Origin of the sequence: Sphingomonas zeicaulis, from assembly GCF_050433225.1 — a bacterium.
GTDB lineage: Bacteria > Pseudomonadota > Alphaproteobacteria > Sphingomonadales > Sphingomonadaceae > Sphingomonas_D > Sphingomonas_D zeicaulis.
Map to the genome: position 1 here is coordinate 675082 of NZ_JBNPXQ010000002.1, position 19523 is coordinate 694604.

17 protein-coding genes are annotated in these 19523 nt (G+C 67.0%); 7 read left to right on the forward strand and 10 right to left on the reverse strand.

Going from position 1 to position 19523, the window contains the following annotated elements:
• Window positions 1-22: 22 nt before the first annotated feature.
• From FHS96_RS12195 to FHS96_RS12220, 6 genes are read right to left on the reverse strand one after another with little or no spacing between them, the layout of a single operon-like run.
• A complete protein-coding gene (locus tag FHS96_RS12195; RefSeq protein WP_429591411.1) occupies window positions 23-652 on the reverse strand; it encodes a LutC/YkgG family protein in 630 nt (209 codons plus the stop codon).
• The gene (locus tag FHS96_RS12200) at window positions 649-2043 is read right to left on the reverse strand and encodes a lactate utilization protein B (protein ID WP_429591414.1); all 1395 of its coding nucleotides are present in this window, start codon (window positions 2041-2043) and stop codon (window positions 649-651) included. The genes FHS96_RS12195 and FHS96_RS12200 overlap by 4 nt, the downstream gene beginning before the upstream one ends.
• Entirely contained in the window at window positions 2040-2804 is a 765-nt protein-coding gene (locus tag FHS96_RS12205) for a (Fe-S)-binding protein (protein WP_429591417.1), read from the reverse strand. Before FHS96_RS12205 ends, FHS96_RS12200 begins: the two co-directional genes overlap by 4 nt.
• Window positions 2805-2806: 2 nt before the next feature.
• Entirely contained in the window at window positions 2807-3790 is a 984-nt protein-coding gene (locus FHS96_RS12210) for an alpha/beta hydrolase (RefSeq protein ID WP_429591420.1), read from the reverse strand.
• Window positions 3791-3792: 2 nt separating this feature from the next.
• Entirely contained in the window at window positions 3793-4557 is a 765-nt protein-coding gene (gene lra1 / locus FHS96_RS12215; RefSeq protein ID WP_429591423.1) for an L-rhamnose 1-dehydrogenase Lra1, read from the reverse strand.
• A gap of 29 nt (window positions 4558-4586) precedes the next feature.
• On the reverse strand, window positions 4587-5414 hold the full coding sequence (locus FHS96_RS12220; RefSeq protein ID WP_429591426.1) for an IclR family transcriptional regulator: 828 nt from the start codon (window positions 5412-5414) through the stop codon (window positions 4587-4589).
• Between the two features lie 196 nt (window positions 5415-5610).
• On the opposite strand from FHS96_RS12220, the gene rhmD reads away from it, so the two are divergent.
• From rhmD to FHS96_RS12255, 7 genes are all read left to right on the forward strand, one after another.
• Window positions 5611-6804: an L-rhamnonate dehydratase gene (rhmD, locus tag FHS96_RS12225; protein ID WP_429591429.1), complete on the forward strand. Its 1194-nt coding sequence runs from the start codon at window positions 5611-5613 to the stop codon at window positions 6802-6804.
• A 37-nt stretch (window positions 6805-6841) separates the two neighbouring features.
• Window positions 6842-7699, forward strand: coding sequence for a 2,4-didehydro-3-deoxy-L-rhamnonate hydrolase (locus tag FHS96_RS12230; protein ID WP_429591432.1), 858 nt, complete (start codon window positions 6842-6844; stop codon window positions 7697-7699).
• On the forward strand, window positions 7696-8445 hold the full coding sequence (locus FHS96_RS12235; RefSeq protein WP_429591435.1) for an SDR family NAD(P)-dependent oxidoreductase: 750 nt from the start codon (window positions 7696-7698) through the stop codon (window positions 8443-8445). The genes FHS96_RS12230 and FHS96_RS12235 overlap by 4 nt, the downstream gene beginning before the upstream one ends.
• Window positions 8446-8508: 63 nt before the next feature.
• Window positions 8509-9420, forward strand: a complete 912-nt coding sequence (locus tag FHS96_RS12240) for an amidohydrolase family protein (protein WP_429591437.1) — start codon at window positions 8509-8511, stop codon at window positions 9418-9420.
• On the forward strand, window positions 9417-10499 hold the full coding sequence (rhaT, locus tag FHS96_RS12245; RefSeq protein ID WP_429591440.1) for an L-rhamnose/proton symporter RhaT: 1083 nt from the start codon (window positions 9417-9419) through the stop codon (window positions 10497-10499). The genes FHS96_RS12240 and rhaT overlap by 4 nt, the downstream gene beginning before the upstream one ends.
• 57 nt (window positions 10500-10556) lie before the next feature.
• Window positions 10557-11645, forward strand: a complete 1089-nt coding sequence (locus FHS96_RS12250; RefSeq protein ID WP_429591443.1) for a glycoside hydrolase family 43 protein — start codon at window positions 10557-10559, stop codon at window positions 11643-11645.
• Window positions 11639-12475, forward strand: coding sequence for an alpha/beta hydrolase (locus FHS96_RS12255; protein WP_429591446.1), 837 nt, complete (start codon window positions 11639-11641; stop codon window positions 12473-12475). Before FHS96_RS12250 ends, FHS96_RS12255 begins: the two co-directional genes overlap by 7 nt.
• Before the next feature lie 194 nt (window positions 12476-12669).
• On the opposite strand, the gene FHS96_RS12260 is transcribed toward FHS96_RS12255, so the two are convergent.
• The 4 genes from FHS96_RS12260 to FHS96_RS12275 form a co-directional block, all read right to left on the reverse strand.
• A complete protein-coding gene (locus tag FHS96_RS12260) occupies window positions 12670-13638 on the reverse strand; it encodes a family 43 glycosylhydrolase (protein ID WP_429591449.1) in 969 nt (322 codons plus the stop codon).
• Window positions 13638-15161 (reverse strand): MFS transporter, encoded by a 1524-nt coding sequence (locus tag FHS96_RS12265; protein WP_429591451.1) that lies wholly within the window; start codon window positions 15159-15161, stop codon window positions 13638-13640. Before FHS96_RS12265 ends, FHS96_RS12260 begins: the two co-directional genes overlap by 1 nt.
• Before the next feature lie 203 nt (window positions 15162-15364).
• Window positions 15365-16480 carry a beta-galactosidase BglB gene (gene bglB, locus FHS96_RS12270; protein ID WP_429591454.1) on the reverse strand — a complete coding sequence of 372 codons (1116 nt, stop codon included), beginning with the start codon at window positions 16478-16480 and terminating at the stop codon, window positions 15365-15367.
• A gap of 11 nt (window positions 16481-16491) precedes the next feature.
• Window positions 16492-19518 (reverse strand): glycoside hydrolase family 35 protein, encoded by a 3027-nt coding sequence (locus FHS96_RS12275; RefSeq protein ID WP_429591456.1) that lies wholly within the window; start codon window positions 19516-19518, stop codon window positions 16492-16494.
• Window positions 19519-19523 lie beyond the last annotated feature (5 nt).

The following is a 19523-nucleotide window of genomic DNA, read 5'->3' on the forward strand; positions in this document are numbered from 1 at the left end:
AACTTGTGTGCCATATTGTGGATCACGCGGCCAACTGGCGGCTTAGCAGGATCACGTGCAGGAAGCGTGGCCCGTGCGCGCCGCGGACATAGGTGCCCTCAATGTCGGTGGTGCCCGACACCCCCGTCACCCAATAGTGCGCGCGCGGCTGGGCACCGGGGAGGATGGCATCTTCCAGATGCGGCACGATGTCGCTGACCGACAGCAGCACGATATGATGCAGCGTCAGGAAATTGGGCAGCATCGGCGTGGCGGGGCCGGTTTCGAACACCAGAGATCCAGTCTCGGCGATACCGCAGCGCGCGATGGCGAGCGCTGCCGGTTCGTCGGGAGCGACGCTGTCATGCGCCTTGGTCGCGGACCAGTCGCACGCGTCGAGGCGCGGGTCGGGCGGCAGATAGAGCGCGGGCGGCAGTTCGTGAACCGCGAGGTAGCGGGCGATCGCGGCAGGCAGGTCGGCGAGGTCCGCGATCTTGTCATGCGTGGCTGCGACGCTGGGCAGCGAGAGTTTCGCGAGGAACTCCGTCTCGACCGCGGAGGGGTCCACCGCCGGCCGTTCGGGGGCGAGCAGCAGCGCCGCCGCCTCGCGCGCGATCGTGCCCGCCGGCGCAGTGCCGCCGAGCGCGGCCAAGATGTCGTCGCGCGCAGTCATCGGCGGTTCTTCTTCTTCCACTGCGTCATGAAAGTGCCGCCCTTCGGCACGGGCATGTCGCGATGCCGCGTCCAGCCGCCGGCGAGCGGCAGCGAACGGATCCAGCCATTGCGGCCCCACAGCCGCAGCGCGCGCTGTGCCATGCCGGTGCCGAGACGATAGAGCGCCGGCCGCCGCGCCACCCACGCCCACAGCCCGATGCCGGCGCGCATCGAAGTCGGCTCAAGCCCCTCGCGCCAGCTCTTCTCGCGCCAGCCGCGCAGCAGGGTGGGCAGCGGAATCTTCACCGGGCACACTTCCTGGCACTTGCCGTTGAGCGTGCAGGCGTTGGGCAGTTCGCGGCTTTTGGGCAGCCCGTCCAGCGCAGGGGTGAGCACCGCGCCCATCGGGCCGGGATAGGTGCCGCCATAGGCATGGCCGCCGATCTGCCGGAACACCACGCAATGGTTCATGCAGGCGCCGCAGCGGATGCAGCGCAGCATCTCCGCGAGGCCCTCGGCGCGCATCTTGGTGCGGCCATTGTCGACCAGCACGATGTGCATCTCTTCGGGGCCGTCGCGATCGCCGGCGCGCTTCGGGCCGGTGTAGAACGTCGTATATTGGGTCAGCGCGGCGCCGGTCGCGGAGCGCGCGAGCATCCGCAGCATGTGGGTGGCGTGCGCCATCGAGGGCACCAGCTTTTCGATGCCGGCGGTGACGATGTGGACGCGCGGCGGCACCAGCGACAACTCGGCATTGCCCTCGTTGGTCACGGTGCAGATCGCGCCGGTATCCGCGATCAGGAAGTTCGCGCCGGAAATACCGACATCGGCGCCGAGCATCTGGGTGCGCAACTCGCGACGGGCGCTTTCCGCCATCGCCGCGATCGTCTCTTCCTCATGCGGGCTGCGGTGGCGCGCCTTGAACAAGGCGGAGACCTGCTCGCGCGTCTTGTGCATCGCCGGCCAGATGATGTGCGAGGGCCGCTCGTCGGCAAGCTGGATGATATGTTCGGCAAGGTCGGTCTCGATGCGGCCGATGCCGGCATCGGCGAGCGCGTGGGGGAGGCCGATCTCCTCGCCGAGCATCGATTTGGAGCGGGCAACGCTCTTCGCGCCCGCTACCTTGCACAAATCGATGACGATCCGGCACGCCTCGTCCGCGGTGCGCGCCCAATGCACTTTCGCGCCGGCGGCGACGGCATTGGCCTCGAATGCTTCCAGATAATGGCCGAGATTGGCGACGACATGATCCTTGATCGCCGCCGCACGGTCGCGCGCGCGCTCGAAATCAGGGAAGGCGTCCACCGCCACCGCGCGCTTGGCCTCGGCGGTGCCGGCGGTGCGCTCGACCGCGATCTTGAGCGTGCGGTCGGCCAGCGCGGTCTCGACGCGATCCTTGAAACCGCTCATTGCTCTTCCCCGATCGCCGGGCCGTCACCCATGCCGGCGATCAGTTCGATCGCGTGGAAGGCGCGCACGGGCGCGCCGCGGCGGTTGAGCTTGCCGGCCATGTTCATCAGGCACCCGAGATCGCCCGCGAGCAGCAGGTCGGCGCCGGTCGCCTCGATCGCCTGCGCCTTTTCCTCGACGATTGCGTTGGAGATGGCGGGATATTTGACGCAGAAGGTGCCGCCGAAGCCGCAGCAGGTCTCCTCGCCGGCAAGGGGCGTCAGCGCGAGGCCGTCGATCGCCCCCAGCAGCCGGCGCGGCTGGCGCTTGATGCCGAGTTCGCGCAGACCCGAGCAGCTATCATGATAGGCGGCCTTTGCGGGGAGGCTGACGCCCTCGGGCCGCCAGCCGCGCACCTCGTCCAGATAGGCCATGATCTCGAAGGTCTTCGCCGCCAGCGCGATGGCGCGCGGGCCCCATTCGGCGTCATGCTCGAAGATCTCGGGATAATGGCAGCGGATCGTTCCCGCGCAGGAGCCGGAGGGGACGACGATATGCTCATAGGGTTCGAGCAGCGCGATGGTGCGTTTCGCGATCGCTGCCGCATTGTCGCGGTCGCCCGAATTGAGCGCGGGCTGGCCGCAGCAGGTCTGCCCCTCGGGCACGATCACTTCGCAGCCGGCCGCTTCCAGCGCGGCAACGGCGGCGAAGCCGATGCGCGGCCGGATCAGGTCGACCAGGCAGGTGGCGAACAGCGCAACCTGGGGCGCCGCTTGATTCATCGTCAGACCCCGTGCGCCGCGGCGAATTTGAGGAACATCTCCGGCCACAGCGCGGTCGCGCCGGCCTGCGGCACGATGCCGAAGCCGTGGCCGCCTTTTTCGAACAAATGACATTCCACCGGAATCTGCTTCGCGCGCAGCGCGGCGAGCATCGCCAGGCTGTTCTCCGGCGTCACCGACTTGTCGTCGAGCGCGTGGGCGAGGAACACCGGCGGGGTCTCGGCCGACACGTCCTGGTCGAGCGAATAGGCGCGCATCTTCTCCGGCGCCGGATCGGCGCCGAGCAACTGGGTGCGCGAGCCGCGATGGACATGGTCGCCCTGCATCAGGATCACCGGATACATATAGGCGGCGATCGCGGCGCGAACAGGCTCGCGGTCGATCGCGTCGATCGGCTTATAGGTCTCGACGGGCGCGCGGGCGGTGAGCCAGGCGGCGAGGTGGCCGCCGGCGGAAAAGCCCATCACGCCGATCTTCTCCGCGTCGAAGCCTTCCTTGCCCGCCATGCTGCGCATCGTCCGCAGCGCGCGCTGGGCATCCTGCAGCGGCGCTTCGGGCCCCGCCGCCCAGCCGTCCGCCGGCAGGCGATAGAGCAGGATGAAGCAGGTATACCCCGCCTCCGCCAGCCGGTGCGCGATCGCATAGCCCTCATGCCCGATCACGACGCGGACATAGCCGCCGCCGGGGATCAGCAGCATCGCGCGGCCATTGGGCTTCTTCGGCCGCAGGATGGTCAGCGTCGGGGTGGTGATGTGCGCGTAATAGCTGTCCTCGGGTCCGCTGTCCGGCTTCCGCGGGCCGCTCTCTTCCGTCACCGTCACCCGTTCGCCGCCGGGCGCCTTGCCCGGCCACAGGTTGATACGCGTGAAGCCCGCCGGCGGCGGCACCGCGCGTGCGGATGCGGCAGCGCCGATGGCGGGGGCGGCTGCCGCCCCCACACCCAGCCCCGCCGCCGCCAGCAGCAGGCCGCGCCGGTCGAGCTCCATCGTCACTGCAGGTTGACGAACATGCCGCCGTCGACCAGCAGCGCGGCGCCGGTGACATAGGCGGCCATGTCGGACGCGAGGAACACGATCGGGCCGGCCAGATCCTCGGGCATGCCGAGGCGGCCGAGCGGCGTGCGCTGTTCCATATATTTGCGCTTCTCGACGTCGGCGAGATCGTCCTTGTTGATCTCGGTCAGGATGGTGCCGGGGAGCACGCTGTTGCAGCGGATGCCGTGACGGCCGAGCGCGATCGCGGTCGACTGCATCAGCGAGTGAACGCCGGCCTTGGTGGGGGTGTAGTGGGTCTGGAACTCGCCGCCGACCAGCGCCGAGATCGACGAGACCGCGACGATCGAGCCGCCCTTGCCCTGCTTGACCATCTGGTTGGCCGCTGCCTGCACCATGAAATAGGCGCCATGCAGGTTCACGCGGAAGGTGCGCTCGACCACGTCGACCGGCATGTCGAGGAAGGCGTGGAACGGGCAGATGCCGGCGTTGCTCACCATCACGTCGACCGAGCCGAACGCGTCGACTGCTTTGGCCACGAAATCCTGCGCGGTCTGCGGATCGGCGACGTCGCCCTTCACCGCGAGGCCGCGCTGGCCGGTCGCCTCGATCTGCGCGACGCAGTCGGCGGCGGCGGCATCGCTGCTCGCATAGTTGATCACGACATTGGCGCCATGCTGGGCGGCGCCGATCGCAGCCGCACGGCCGATGCCGGTCGATGCGCCGGTGACGAGAACGGTCTTGCCTTCAAGCAGCTTCACGGGGGCTTCCTTCGTTGGGGTAAGGGGTGTCAGCGCCGCTGGGTGCGGCGGGGTGGTTTGGCATCCGGGCTCCACCCCAGATCGGTGCTGATCAGCCGGACGGTCTCGCACACATCGTCGCTGAGCGTCGCCATGCGCTCGTCCGCCATATATTGCGCTGCGCTCGACACGCTGATCGCGGCCACGATCGCGCCGGAGGCGTCGCGGATCGGGGCAGCGACGCAGCGGATCTGGTCCTCATTTTCCTCGAGGTCAAAGGTGCGGCCGGCTTCGACATAGCCCTTCATGCGATCGAGCCAGACGTCATAGGCGATCTTGACGTCGCCCGCCTCATGATCGGCGTCGTAGAGCCGGCGCCAGTGCGGCTCGCGATCGTCGAGCAGCAGCGCCTTGCCGAGCCCCGTCGAGGTCAGCGGCTGGCGATCGCCGATGCGGCTGGAGATGTCGACGCGGCGGCGGCCGGGAATCTTGTCGAGATAGAGCGCGAGATCGCCGTCGAGGCGGCCGAGATGGACGGTATCCTCGCTCAGAGTCGCCAGCGCCTCCAGATGGGGGCGGGCGATCTGAACCACGTCCGCCTGGCTCTGCGCGAGGAAACCGAGCTGCATCAGCTTAGGGCCGAGCTGATAGCCTTCGCGCGGGAGGAAGGTGAGAAAACCGCGATCGATCAGCGCGTTGGCGAGGCGGTGCGTGGTCGAGCGGGTGAGCTGCATACGCTCCGAAAGGTCGGCGAGCCGCACCGGCCCGTCGATCACCTTGTCCAGCATGTCGAGCCCGCGCAGCAGCGTCTGGCTGCCCTGTGTCCGCGTTTTTTCCTCGCCCGACGCCGATTCTTCGTTTGACGCCTTCTGTCTCATCTAATAACATCCTATCCCAATAAGTGAGAAAGTAAACCGGTTTAAGGATGGGGGTGCGGGCCACGGCGCCTGTCGGCAGACAGTTTCGTACGCTGGAGCACATTGCGTCTCATGTCCATATGATGGAACGTGGGCGCACATGTTTGGGTCTGCGCAAGCATCCGGGTGCGTGCCTTATCTGTTGGGAGCCTGTCGAGTGACGATCGCGTCTTTGCCGAAGATCAAATATGTCCGGGCGTTCACCGTTCGTGGTGGCGGTGCCGATTATCATGACCAGGGCGATGGCCACTGGATCGACAACCATATCGCCACCCCCATGTCGCGCTACCCCGAATATCGGCAGTCGCGGCAGAGCTTCGGCATCAACGTGCTCGGCACCCTCGTCGTCGAGATCGAGGCGGAAGACGGCACGATCGGTTTCGCGGTGACCACCGGCGGCGAGCCGGCGGCGTATATCGTCGAGAAGCATCTCGCCCGCTTCCTCGAGGGCCGCAGCCCGACCGAATATGAGAAGATCTGGGATCAGATGTACTTCTCGACCCAATATTATGGTCGCAAGGGCCTGGTCGTGAACGCGATCTCGGGCGTCGACCTCGCGCTGTGGGATCTGCTCGGCCGCCTGCGGCAGGAGCCGGTCTACCACATGCTCGGCGGCGCAGTGCGCGACGAGTTGCAGTTCTACGCGACCGGCGCGCGTCCGGACGTCGCCAAGGACAACGGCTTCATCGGCGGCAAGATGCCGCTGCACCACGGCCCGGCCGAGGGCATCGAGGGCCTCCACAAGAATATCGCCGAACTGGCCGAGATGCGCGAGCGCGTCGGCCCCGATTTCTGGCTGATGTTCGACTGCTGGATGGCGCTGGACGTCGACTATGCGACCCGCCTCGCCATCGCCGCGCACGAGGTCGGCCTCAAGTGGATCGAGGAGGCGATCAGCCCCGACGATTATTGGGGCTATGCCCAGCTCAAGCGCAACGTGCCCAAGGGCATGCTGGTGACCACCGGCGAGCATGAGGCGACCCGCTGGGGCTTCCGCATGCTGATGGAAATGGATTGCTGCGACATCATCCAGCCGGATGTGGGCTGGTGCGGCGGCGTGACCGAGTTGCTGAAGATCAGCGCGCTCGCCGATGCGCATGGCAAGATGGTCGTGCCGCACGGCTCGTCGGTCTACAGCTATCACTTCGTGATCACGCGCCACAACAGCCCGTTCGCCGAGTTCCTGATGATGCATCCGGGGCCGACGGAAGTGGTGCCGATGTTCCACCCGCAGCTCATCGGTGAGCCGGTGCCGCAGAACGGCCGCCTCAAGGCGAGCGCGCTCGATGCGCCGGGCTTCGGCGTGGAGCTGAATCGCGACATCGCGATGCACCGCCCCTACACGCACTGAGCTGCAAGACACTGACCTTAAACAAGGCGAGATCAGCATGAAATTCTGTCGCTTTGGCCCGCGCGGCCAGGAAAAGCCCGGTATCGTCGACGCCGACGGTGCGATCCGCGATCTCTCGGGCGTCGTCGACGACCTGACGATCGAGACGCTGCCGACGGCGCTCGCCGCCGACGTCGCGTCGCTGCCGGTGGTCGAGGGCGAGCCGCGCTATGGCGTGCCGCTCAAGGGCGTCGGCAAGATCGTCGCGATCGGCCTCAACTATGAGGATCACGCGATCGAATCGAACCTGCCGATCCCGACCGAGCCGGTGATGTTCATGAAGGCGCTGTCGAGCCTGAGCGGCCCGAACGACGAGGTCGTGCTGCCCAAAGGTTCGACCCATGGCGACTGGGAAGTCGAGCTGGGCGTGATCATCGGCAAGACCGCGCGCTACGTCTCCGAGGAAGAGGCGCTGGATTGCGTCGCCGGCTATGTGCTGGTCAACGACGTGTCCGAGCGCTTCAACCAGAAGAACCGCGGCACCCAGTGGAGCAAGGGCAAGGGCCATGACACCTTCTGCCCGACCGGCCCCTGGCTGGTGACGCCGGACGAGGTGGGCGACCCGCAGGATCTGGACATGCATCTCGACGTCAATGGCGAGCGCATGCAGACCGGCAACACCCGCACGATGATCTTCAACATCAAGCAGCTCATCTCCTATGTCAGCGAGTATGTGACCTTGCAGCCGGGTGACCTGATGATCACCGGCACACCCCCGGGCGTGGGCGAGGGCAAGAAGCCGACCGCGATTTACCTGAAGGCGGGCGACGTGATGGAGCTGGGCATCGCCAAGCTCGGCACCCAGCGCCAGCAGGTTTCCGAATGGCGCCGCCTCGACGATCTGGTGGCCGCATGAGCGTGTTTGCTGGACGTTTCGCCGGCCGCACCGCGGTCATCACCGGCGGTGCCTCGGGTCTCGGCAAGCAGAGCGCGGCGCGCATCGTCGCCGAGGGCGGCACGGTCGCGCTGTGGGATCTGAGCGCCGACAATCTGGCGGCCGCGAAGGAAGAAACCGGCGCGAGCTTCACCGTCGCGCTTGACGTGTCCGATGCGGACGCGGTCGCCAAGGCGGCGGCGGATACCGCCGCGGCGCTGGGCAAGATCGACATCCTGATCTGCTCGGCGGGCATCACCGGCGCCACCGTGCCGGTGCATGAATTCCCGCTCGATAGCTGGAAGCGCGTCGTCGACATCAACCTCAACGGCCTGTTCTATTGCTGCCGTTCGATCGTGCCGGTGATGCTCGCGCAGGGCTATGGCCGCATCGTCAACGTGTCGTCAGTGGCCGGCAAGGAAGGCAATCCGAACGCCTCGGCCTATTCGGCGACCAAGGCGGGGGTGCTCGGCTTCACCAAGTCGCTGGGCAAGGAACTGGCGGGCAAGGGCGTCATCGCCAACGCGCTGACCCCGGCGACCTTCGAGAGCCCGATCCTCGAGCAGCTTCCGCCGAGCCAGGTAGAATATATGCGCTCCAAGATCCCGATGGGCCGCCTCGGCCTGGTCGAGGAATCGGCCGCGATGGTGTGCTTCATGGCCTCGGAAGAGTGCAGCTTCACCACCGCGTCGACCTTCGACACCTCGGGCGGCCGCACCACCTACTGATCATAGCAGCGCGGCGAACCGGCCACAGAAGAGCCGGGCGCCGCGCCGTATCTGGAGAGGCCTGTGACGGCGCAAATTCCCTTCGTCGATGCGCATATCCACCTCTGGGATCTCGCGCACATCCGCTATTCCTGGCTGACCGGGCCCTTCACCAATGACGGGCCGAACGGCAGCGTCGAGGCGATCGCGATCGACTATGGCGTCGATGCCTATCGCGCCGACCTGGAACGCTGGAACGTCGTCGGCGCGGTCCATGTCGATGCCGGCGCCGATGCGGAGCACGCGCTCGATGAATCCCGCTGGCTGGAAGAGGTTGCCGCGAAGCACGGCCTGCCGACCGGCCTCGTCGCCTTCGCCGCGCTCGACGCGCCGGACGTGGATGACCTGCTGGCGGCACAGGCCGCGCATCCCCGCGTTCGCGGCATCCGTCACATCGTCAACTGGCACCCCGAGCCGCGCCGCACCTATGGCCCGCGCGACCTGACGCAGGATGCGCAGTGGCAGGCCGGCTATGGCAAGCTCGGCAAGCACGGCCTGTCGTTCGACCTGCAATGCTATCCCGGTCAGATGCCGGGGCTGGTGCCGCTGATCGAGCGCCATGCAAATGTGCCGGTGATCGTCAACCATCTCGGCATGCCGGTGCTGACCGATGCGGATGGCGTCGCCGAATGGCGCTCCGGCCTTACTGCGCTCGCCGCGATTCCGCATGTTTCCGTCAAGCTTTCCGGCCTCGGCTTCATCCGCCGCGACTGGTCGGTCGAGACGATCCGCGATTTCGTGCTCGAGGCGGTGGACCTGTTCGGCGTGAGCCGCTGCATGGTCGCGTCGGATGCGCCGACTGACAAATTGTTCGCGCCGCTCGACCGCTATCTCGAAGCCTATCACGCGATCCTCGCGGATTTTTCCGAGGACGACCGGCGCGACCTGTTCGCACGCAACGCAAACCGCATCTATCGGCTGGGGCTCGACCTATGAATCCGCTGCTCGGGGTTATGTACCACTGGCTGGGCGGTCTCGCCTCGGCCAGCTTCTATGTGCCGTTCCGTGGCGTGAAGCGGTGGAACTGGGAGATCTACTGGCTGACCGGCGGCATCTTCTCCTGGCTGTTCGCGCCCTGGTTCTTCGCCTCGCTGCAGACCGAGGATCTGCTCGGCGTTCTTGGCTCCGCGCCCTCCAGTTCGATCATGTGGGGGGTGATCTTCGGCATGTTGTGGGGCTTTGGCGGGCTCGGCTACGGCCTCGTCATGCGCTATCTCGGCCTCTCGCTGGGCATGGCGGTGGTGCTGGGGCTGTGCACCGTGTTCGGCACCTTGATGCCGCCGCTGTTCCTCGGTGAGTTCCACGAGAAATTGCTGGCGACCACCTCGGGGCAGGTGGTGCTCGCGGGCATCGCGCTGACCGTGGTCGGCATCGTCATCGTCGCGATGGCGGGGGCGCGCAAGGATGCGACGCTCACGCCCGAGCAGAAGGCCGCCGCGGTCGCCGAGTTCGATTTCCGCAAGGGCATCATCGTCGCGATCTTCGCCGGCATCATGTCCGCCTGCTTCGCCTTCGGGTTGGCGGCGGGCGAGCCGATCAAGGCACTGTCGGCGAACGCCGGCACCGGCCCGCTGTGGACCGGCCTGCCGGTGCTGTGCGTCGTCATGTTCGGCGGGCTCGTCACCAATACGGTGTGGTGCGCCTACCTCATCACGCGCAACCGCAGCGCCGCGCAATGGTTCGGCAAGGCCAATGACGATCGCGCGGCGGAGGCCGGCGTTTCCGAGGGCGGTGCGCGGCTGCTCACCAACTATGCGTTCAGCGCGCTGGCGGGGGTGACCTGGTATTTCCAGTTCTTCTTCTACTCGATGGGCGAGAGCCAGATGGGCAGCCTCGGCTTCTCGAGCTGGACCTTGCACATGGCGAGCATCATCATCTTCGGCACCGTCTGGGGCTTCGCCTTCCGCGAGTGGAAGGATGCCAGCGGCGCGGTGAAGGCCACGGTGTGGGGCGGCGTGGGCGTGCTGCTGCTGGCGACGGTGGTGATCGGCTACGGCAACCTGCTGGCGATGTGAGCTCTTAGCCCCTCCCATGACGGGGAGGGGCTTCGTTTTACCCGCGCCGGAGTATTGATGACGCGCTTTCACCGTGCCGCACGAACCACATTGCTCGCAGCCGCCGCGCTGGCTCTGGCCGGCCCGGCGGCTGTCGCGCATGCGCCCGATGACGCGCCGCTGCCGATGACGGCGCTGCGCCTGCACGATCCGTGGATCGTCGCCGATCCCGCGACGAAGACCTATCATCTCTTCACCCGCAACGACGCGGCGATGACCGGCGACAAGCGCCTCGGCATCATGGTCTATGCCAGCCGCGACCTGAAGCATTGGTCGCGCCCGAAGCTGGCCTTCGCGCTGCCCGAAGGCGGCTGGGCGGAGGGGGGGGCGTGGGCGCCCGAGGTGCACGAGTGGAAGGGGAAATATTACCTCTTCGCCACCTTCCACAACGAAGCGCTGGCGCTGCCCGCCGTCGCCGGCACCGGCCGCAAGCCCTATCGCCGCGGCACCATTCTCGCGGTTTCCGACCGGGTCGACGGCCCCTTCGAACTGGTGCGCGGCGGCGAACCGATCGTGCCCGCGGCGACGATGACGCTTGACGGCACCTTGTTCGTCGATCGCGCCGGCAAGCCGTGGCTGGTCTATGCGCATGAGTGGATGCAGACGACGGTCGGCACGATCGAAGCGATCCCGTTGACCGACGATCTCGCCGCCGCCGGCCCGCCCAAGCTGCTGTTCCGCGCGAACGAGGCGAAGTGGGCGGTCGGGCAGAAGCAACCCGATGGCAGCACCGTCTATGTCACCGACGGGCCGGAACTGATCCGCACCGAGAATGGCAGCCTGCTGATGCTGTGGTCGAGCTATGGCGTGGAAGGCTATGTCCAGGCGCTGGCGCGGTCACGCTCCGGCGAACTCGAAGGCCCGTGGGAGCAGTTGGGCACCTTGGTCGAGCGAGACAGCGGCCATGGCATGATCTTCCGCAGCTTCGAGGGAAAGCTGATGATGGTGCTGCACCGCCCCTTCACCTTCGCGCTCGGCAAGCTTTACGAGATGCGCGACGCGGGCGACCGCGTCGAGGTGGTCCGTGAGGCGACCGAACTCGACGGCGAAGCCTATCCGACCCATCCATGCCCGCCCGCCAAGTCTGGAGCCAAGACACGATGCTGACCGACGCCGCCGACCTGCTCTGGACGCTCGATGGCGAGGAGGCGGAAGGCGCCTTCACCGTGCAGGATGCGGATGCCGCGGCGGGGGCGGCGGTGGTCGCCGCGGTCGACCGCGCGGTGCTGCTCGGCTTCGTGCCGCAGGCGCCCAATGGCCGCGCGATGCTGGTGCTGGGCGGCGGCGGCTATACGATGCTGATGGCGGGGCGTGAGGGCGTGCAGGTCGCGCGCTGGCTCGCCGGGCTCGGCTATCATGCCTTCGTGCTGATCCACCGCTTCCCCAACGCCGCGCATGGCGTCTCGGCATCGCTCGACGATGCGATGGCGGCGATGCGCGCGATCCGCGCCAGCGGGCTCGCCGAGGGTGGGCTGGGCGTGGTCGGCCTCTCCTCGGGCGGCCATCTCGCGGCCTGCCTCGCCGCCGAATATCCGTCGGAGTGGGATGGCGCACCGGCGGATGCGGCAACGCGGCCCGACGTGCTGGTGGTCGGCTACGCGCCGATCTCGACCAATGCCAAGGGCCGCACGATCGTGCCCGACAAGCCGCCGTTGCCGCCCGAAGAGAAGCAGGCGATGTACGACCGGCTGCAACCGGATGCGCACCTGTTGCCCGCGCCGCCGCCGGCGTTCGTGGTCTATGCCGCGAACGATGCGGTGGTGCCGGTGGAGAATGCGTACCGCCTGCACCGCGCGCTGCTCGGCGCGGGCGGGCGTGCGGAACTGCACGTCTTCGCGGATGCGCCGCACGGGTTCGCGCTCGATACGGTGGGGATGCCGGTGACGGCTTGGCCGGACCTGTGCGCGGCGTGGTTGCGGCAGGTGGGGTTTCTGTAAGATCGAGCTGTTTTGCGCCTTGAGCTCAGTTCAGGGAGATGTGGAATGGAGCGCCCATTAGTTTCGGGGACACAACATTAGTTTCGGGGACACAATATCGAAATCGAGTTTAGTATTGTGTCCCCGAAATTGGTGCGGCCGTCTGCCCGTTCCGTTCGCCCCAGAGTTGTAGGGGCCTTCTGTCGATCCTGCGCTCAGTCCAGTTTCACCGTTACCGGGGCTTCGCGGTCCACAATGATGCGGCCGTCCTGCTCCTTCAGCTCGGCGATCTGGAGGACGGTGCGGCGGCCATAATCCTCGTTCGCCTTCGCTTCGTCCTCGCCATATTGGTGGACGAAATAGACGATGTAGGCGCCGTCGCCGGCGACGATCACGTCGGGGTGCTGGCCCTTCTGGCGGTCGGTAGGCTGCGTACCGGGCTGGCTGAGAATATAATCCTCCTGCCGCGTCCAGTTCTCGCCATCGTCGGAGCGCATGACCAGCAGGCCCTTCCACGCATCCGACACCAGCCACCAGCGTCCCTTCCAGCGGAACGCTTTGGGGCCTTCGCCGGGGGTGTCGGTGAGGCGCTTCTTCACCGTCCAGTGGACGAGGTCGGGGCCGTCGGCGTAGACGATCGCCTTGTTCTGGCGCTCGTCGTTGAAGAACAGGCGGTAGCCGCCTGTCGGTAGCGCGACGACGCTCGCGTCGATCACCCGGTCAGAGCCGAGGTCCAGCCGCTCGCCGCAGGACCATCGCTTGAGATCCTTGCTGGTCAGGTGGACGATGAAGCGCGGGGCGTTCCAATTTTCGAACACGCCGGGGACGACCGTTAGCCACATATGCCACTGCCCGTCGAAATATTGCACGTCGGGCGCCCACAACGTTGCGCCGGTGCATTTCGCCGGGATCTTCGCGACGCCGCTGTAGCGCCAGTTGGCGCCGTCCTTGGAGCGAGCGACGCCGATATGGGTGCCATGCACCCAGCGGACGTCCTTGGGGCCTTCCAGCGGCAGGTCGGCGCGGCGGTTGGTGTAGAACATCACCCACTCGCCGGTCTTCGTGTCGCGGGTGATCGTTGCGTCGGCGGCGCCGTCATGGACGGGGTCGCGGAACAACGGTTTCGGCGCGACCGTGGCGGCGGCTGGCGCGGCCGCCGCCATCATCAGAAGCGCTGCGAGCATCAGTGCTTCACCCCGGCGACCGGATTGTTGCCCCAGAGCTGCTCGTAGCGCCAGCCCGACAGATCCTCGACCACTGCGCGATTGGCCTCGGAGGAGGGCGCGCGGGCGCCGCTGCGGAGATGCTCGATCTCGCTCATCAATATGCTGTGGGTGCGGCCGTCGAGGCGGAAGCGGGTCGAGACGAGGATACCGGCGAACAGCGTGCCGACGGTGCCGGCGCCGAGCAGGATGGCGATCGTCAGCACCGCCTGCGGGGTCTGGGTGGTCGCGCCGGAGACGAAGCCGCCGGCCTGCATGATGAAGCCGACGCCGGCGACCGCGGCCGCCTGCGTCGCCTTGCGGACGAAGGTCATCACGCCGGCGAAGCTGCCCTCGCGGCGCTGGCCGGTCACCACCTCGTCGACGTCCGCCATATAGTTGTAGGTCGCCCAGGGGATGTAGTTGAGCGCGCCGCGGCCGAGGCCGGCAAGCACGATCGGCACCCACAGCACCCAGCTCGTCGCGGTCATCCCGCCGGACCACAGCGCGACCAGGGTCACGGCGCCCGCCGCGAACGCCACCGCGGCGATCTGGTAGGCGACCCGCGGCGATGCGCGCAGTGCAAGGTTGATCGCGATGATCACCGCGACGAACTGGACGATATACATCGTGCCGAGCAGGCCGGAGGCGATCGCGGTGGACCCCGCCAGTGCGAAGATCACGAAGAAGGTGAAGGCCGCGTTGAAAATGTCCTGGCTGATATAGCCGCCAAGATACATGCCGAGATGCAGGCGGAAGGCGCGGATCCGCATCGTCGAGAAGAGGTTGCGGTAGAGCGCCTTGAACGCGCTGCCGAGCCCGGTGGCGCCAGTGTGGGAGAGGGCGCGCGCCTCGGGCGAGCCCGGAACAAAGCGTTCCCAGCTGAACAGGTAAAGGAATGCGGCCGTCGCCATGAACAAGGCGGCGAAGATGATGCCCATGTAGAAGAAGGTGTCGGCGCTGTCGCGGCCGAGCGCGTTGATCAGCCACAGCGGCAGGAAGCCGGCGAGGATCGCCGAGACCTGGCCGAACAGGATGCGCGATCCGGCGAACTTGGCCTTGGTCTTGTAGTCGGTCGACATCTCCGCCGCGAGCGTCTCGAACGGGATGATCTCCATCGCATAGACCAGTTCGAACAGCACATAGCTGACGAGATAATACCAGAAGGTCTGCCCCGGCAGCCACATCAGCGCGAAGCTGGGCAGGAGTGGGATCGCCGCCAGGATGAAGAAGCGCCGGCGGCCGAACTTCGCGCCGAGCCAGCTTCCGCCGAAATGGTCGGAGATATAGCCGATCATCGGCGAGGCGAACGCATCCAGCACGCGCGCGACCGCGAAGATCGTCGCCGCCTGGCCTGCGCTAAGACCGCAGAACTGGGTGTAGAAGATCAGCACCCAGCCCGAGATCACGGCCATCGAGCCGGCCCCGAGCACGTCGTTGGAGCCGTAGGCGATGTAATTGATCAGGCGTACCGGGCGCGCTTTGGCGGCTGGATCGGTCGGCAAGGTCACTCTCCCGGTAGGCTAATCGGCATAGCATGTCCTCCCCGAGCTTTGCTCGGGAAGGGGGAGCGCCGCCGGAAGGCGGTGGTGGAGGGGCCGGCTCGGACCTTGTCGCTCCGAGCGCGTTGAAGCGGAAGCTTCGGCGCCGGCCCCTCCACCACGCGCTGGCGCGCGGTCCCCCTCCCCATTCCGGGGAGGAGATTAAGTCAGATATACGTCCGCAGGAACTCGGCGAGCGCGCAGATGGCGAGGCTTTGGCCGTAGGGCATCGAGGTCAGCGCGATGTCCTTGTAGAACTGCTGGGTGTCGCCCATCGCGGTGCCGAAGCTGACCTGCTTAAGTTCGCCGGCCTCGTCGATGTTGGCGAGCACGCCCTTCACCGCCTTGATGCCGACCTCCTCATAGTGGCGCGGCAGATAACCCTTCCGCACCGCCTTCAGGATGCCATAGGCGAAGCCGGCGGTCGCCGAGGCTTCGAGATAGGAGGTCGGATCGACGACCAGCGTGTGCCACAGGCCGGTTTCGGCGTCCTGGGTCTCGGCCAGCGTCTTCACCTGCGCGGCGAGCGTGTCGATCAGGAAGGTGCGGAAGGCGTCGCCGGGGGCGAGGTCGAGAATCTCGATGATCTCGGGGATCGCGATCGTCACCCAGCAATTGCCGCGCGCCCACAGCGCCTCGGCGAAATTGTGGCGGCCGTTGAAATCCCAGCCGTGGAACCACAGGCCGGTCTTCTTGTCGAACAGATACTTGATGTGGACGAGGAACTGGCGCTTGGCCTCTTCCACATAATGCGGGCGGTTCAGCAGCAGGCCGATCTTGGCGAGCGGCAGCACGCTCATCATCAGCGTGTCGTCCCACATCTCGCCCGGATTCACATCGTTGTACACGATGTGCTGGAAGCCGCCTTCCTCGGTCTTGGGCAGGCCGTCCGGCGCCATCAGCCATTCGGCCCAGGTGTCCAGATAGGGGATGTAGCGGGGATCCGGCTCAAGCTCGTAGAGATAGGCGAGCGTGATGAACGGCGCCATCGTGTTGATGTTCTTGGTCGGCGTGCCCTCGACGAAGCGATCCTCAAACCACTGCTTGATGATGGCGAGCGCCGCCTTGTCGCCGGTCTGCTCATAATAGCGCCACATGCCGAACAGGCCGACGCCGTGGGTCCATTCCCAGCCGGCCCAGCCCTTGGTGTCGATGATGCGGCCATCTTCGAGATGGAGCAGGAATTCGCCGGTCTCGTCCTTGATGTTGACGAGATTGTCCATCAGCTTCGCGACGGCGGCTGTCACGTCCGCGCGCGGAACGTCATGATTGAGGGCGGCCAACTTCTTGTCTCCTAGTTGAGGTCCGAGGGGCGGGAGGGGGCTGAGACCATCTGCACGGGCAGCCCGCCCCTTACGTTGTGAAGCGTGACGAGCCGGACATCCTCCAGCGCGTCACCCGGCGCGCCGTCTGACGTGACGGCGAGCGCGATATGGTTGGTGCCCCGGTGGTTGAGTATGCCCTCGGGCACCGGGAACACGCGTTGCGGGCCGATATGGGCGATGAACTGGCCCATGTTCCAGCCGTTGACGAAGATCAGCACGCGGTAGCGCGCCTTGGAACGGGGCGTATCGCTGTCACCCAGCGCGATGCCGATCGTGGCATCCTGCCCCTTGGGCACGGCGAGGTCGAAGCTGGTGCGATACCAGCTCGTGCCCGCCGCCGCCTGGGTGGCGGGGACAGTGGCGGCCTGCCATTTGCTGTCGTCGAACCCCGGCAGGTGCCAGCCGACGCGCTCGCCATAGAGGCCGCCATTGTTGGCGACGCCGCGCACCGGATCGGTGATGTCCTCACCGCCCTGCTTGCCCTGGATCTTCCACGCGATCGGCACTCCGAAGCTGCGCCCGCCCGGCGCCTCGATCGAGGCGGAGACGATGCCGCGCGCTTCCTTGTGGAAATCGTCGACGTCGAGATCCCAGTTGTGGCCGTTGTTGCGCACCATCACGCTCATCACATGCTCGCCGGGGGCCTGCGCCTCCGCGGGCAGCGCCAGTTCGGCGACGCCGGTGGTGATCGGGCGGGGCAGGCCGCTGGGCAGTTCATGCTGGCCGACGAACTTGCCGTCCAGCCAGACCTGCGCGAGGCCGGCACCGCCGGCGCCGTAGAACAGGCGGAGCAGCTTTGCGTCCGGCGTGCCGGTGAAGCGGCCGCGATACCAGACGTCGCCATCATGGAAGCCATAGCTGTCCATGCCCATGTTGGGCTGACCATCCGGTCGCGCGGTGATGCTGGCGCTGGAGCGGTTGTCGACCACCGCCCATGTACTGTCGTCGAAGTCGGGCTTCGCCTCGGGCGAGCCTTCCGCCATCTTCCATCCGGTCAGGCGCGGCAGCGCGATCTCGGCGGGGCCGGCAAGCGGCTTGCTGGCGACGCGGCTGCCCGCCTTGCCGGCGCGGAGCGCGACGGCGGCGCCGTTCCAGCTCAATGTTTTCAGCTTCGCGGGCGCCCAGATCTCCAGCGGAGTCTCGGCGGAGGTGTCGCCGGTCAGCGCGAGCCGGCCGCCGCGCACGGTGGCCGTGCGGACCAGCGCCGGGCCGCGCACGAGCATCGTGCCCGCCGCGCTGTCCTGCCGCCAGTAGCGCGCGCCTTCCGCCTCGTCGCCGATCAGCAGTGTCAGCTTCGGCTGGCCGGCGCTCTCGATCGTCACGATGGAACGGCCCTGATGGGCATAGTTGAGGCGGAGATCGCCCTTCGACGCGTCGAACGCGCTGGTGACATTGCCCTCGACCACCGTCACCTTCGGTTCGGCCGCATAGCGCAGCACGGTCTCGCCCTGTTCGCCGGCGCGGCCGTAGACCAGGGCGAGGTCGCCGCCGTCGATCTTGAGCAGCGCCTGCAGTTCGGAGGTCGAATAGACCAGCTTCTGCCCGCCCAGCTTGACGCCGGCGACCAGCCACTTCGCATCGAAGCCGTTGAGCTGCATCGGCCCCGCCTGCGGCAAGGTGTAGCGGCCATCGGGCAGGTCGGCGGTGATGGTGAAGCTGTCGTTGGTCTGGCCGTTCGACGGCTTGTGCGTCACCATCAGGAAGCGCGCGTCGGTTTCAGGGCTCTTGTTGTGATAGACCTGAATGTTGGGCGACGAGATCTGCACGCTGCCCGCCGGGACCATGCCGGCGAGATCGGGCACCGCGGCGATCAGCCCGCCGAGCTGCTTCAGCTCCTCCGCCTTGGGGCGGATCGTGCGCGGCTCGGAGATGGCCGAGCCATAATCATAGCTGGTGAAAACCACCGGCGCCGGCAGCCAGCCCCAGCTGGTGCCGCCATAGGTCATGTAAAAGCTCTGGATGCCGATGCCGTTGGCGAGATTGGTACCGTAGAACACGCGCTGGAAGCGCTTGCCGCGCTGAATCGCGTTGCACTCATAGCCGCCGTTGGAGCCCCAATAGTCGAACCAGCCGCCGCCGAACTCGGCCGCGAAACCGGGCGTGTTGGGCGAGGCGGAGGCGCCGCCGCGCGCGCCGCCGGGGCCGTAATAGCCCCAGTCCGGCGCCGCCGAGCCGCGCGTCGGCTGGCCGGTGACGGTGCAGGTGCCGCCCGGATAGCCATCGAACGCATACATGTCGTTCGGGCCCTTCACGACCTTCTCGATCGGCGAATTCTCGGGCACCCAATAGCCGTTGCGGCCCTGATCATTGTGGAAGATCGGCACGTTGATGCCGTCCGCCCGCGCCTTGGCGTAGAGATGATCCATGTAGCGGCGCTGCGCCGGGGTGGTCGCCGACAGCTCATTCTCGATCTGATGGAGAATGACGCTGCCCTTGTTGCCCTTGCCATCGCCGTTGATCTGGTGGCGGGCGATGATCGCATTGATCCGGCTCAGCCACTCGTCGGACGCGGCCATATATTCGGCATCGTCGGTGCGCGCCTTGCCGCGCTGGTTGACCAGCCAGCCCGGGAAGCCGCCGCGGGTCAATTCGGCATTCACATAGGGGCCGGCGCGGGTCATCACATAGAGACCCTCCTCGTCCGCCATGGTGAGCAGGCGATCGATGTCGCGGATGCCGGAGAAGTCGTACACGCCCTGCTTGGGGCTATGGAAGCCCCAGTCGAAGTAAAGCGCCACGGTGTTGAAGCCGCTCGCCTTCATCTTCTGCAGGATATCGCGCCACAGATCGGGGCTAGGCAGGCGGAACGGGTGGAACTCGCCCGACCAGACGACGGTGCGCTTGCCGTCGATCTTGAGCGAGCGGCCGTCGAACGAGACGCGGCCGAAGCGTTGCTCCGGCGCGGACAGGTTGACGGTGGGCTTGGCGTCCTGCGCGAACGCCGGGACGGCGAGCGCCGAGGAGGCGAGCAGGATGGCGGCGGCGATCGGGCGCATCATCA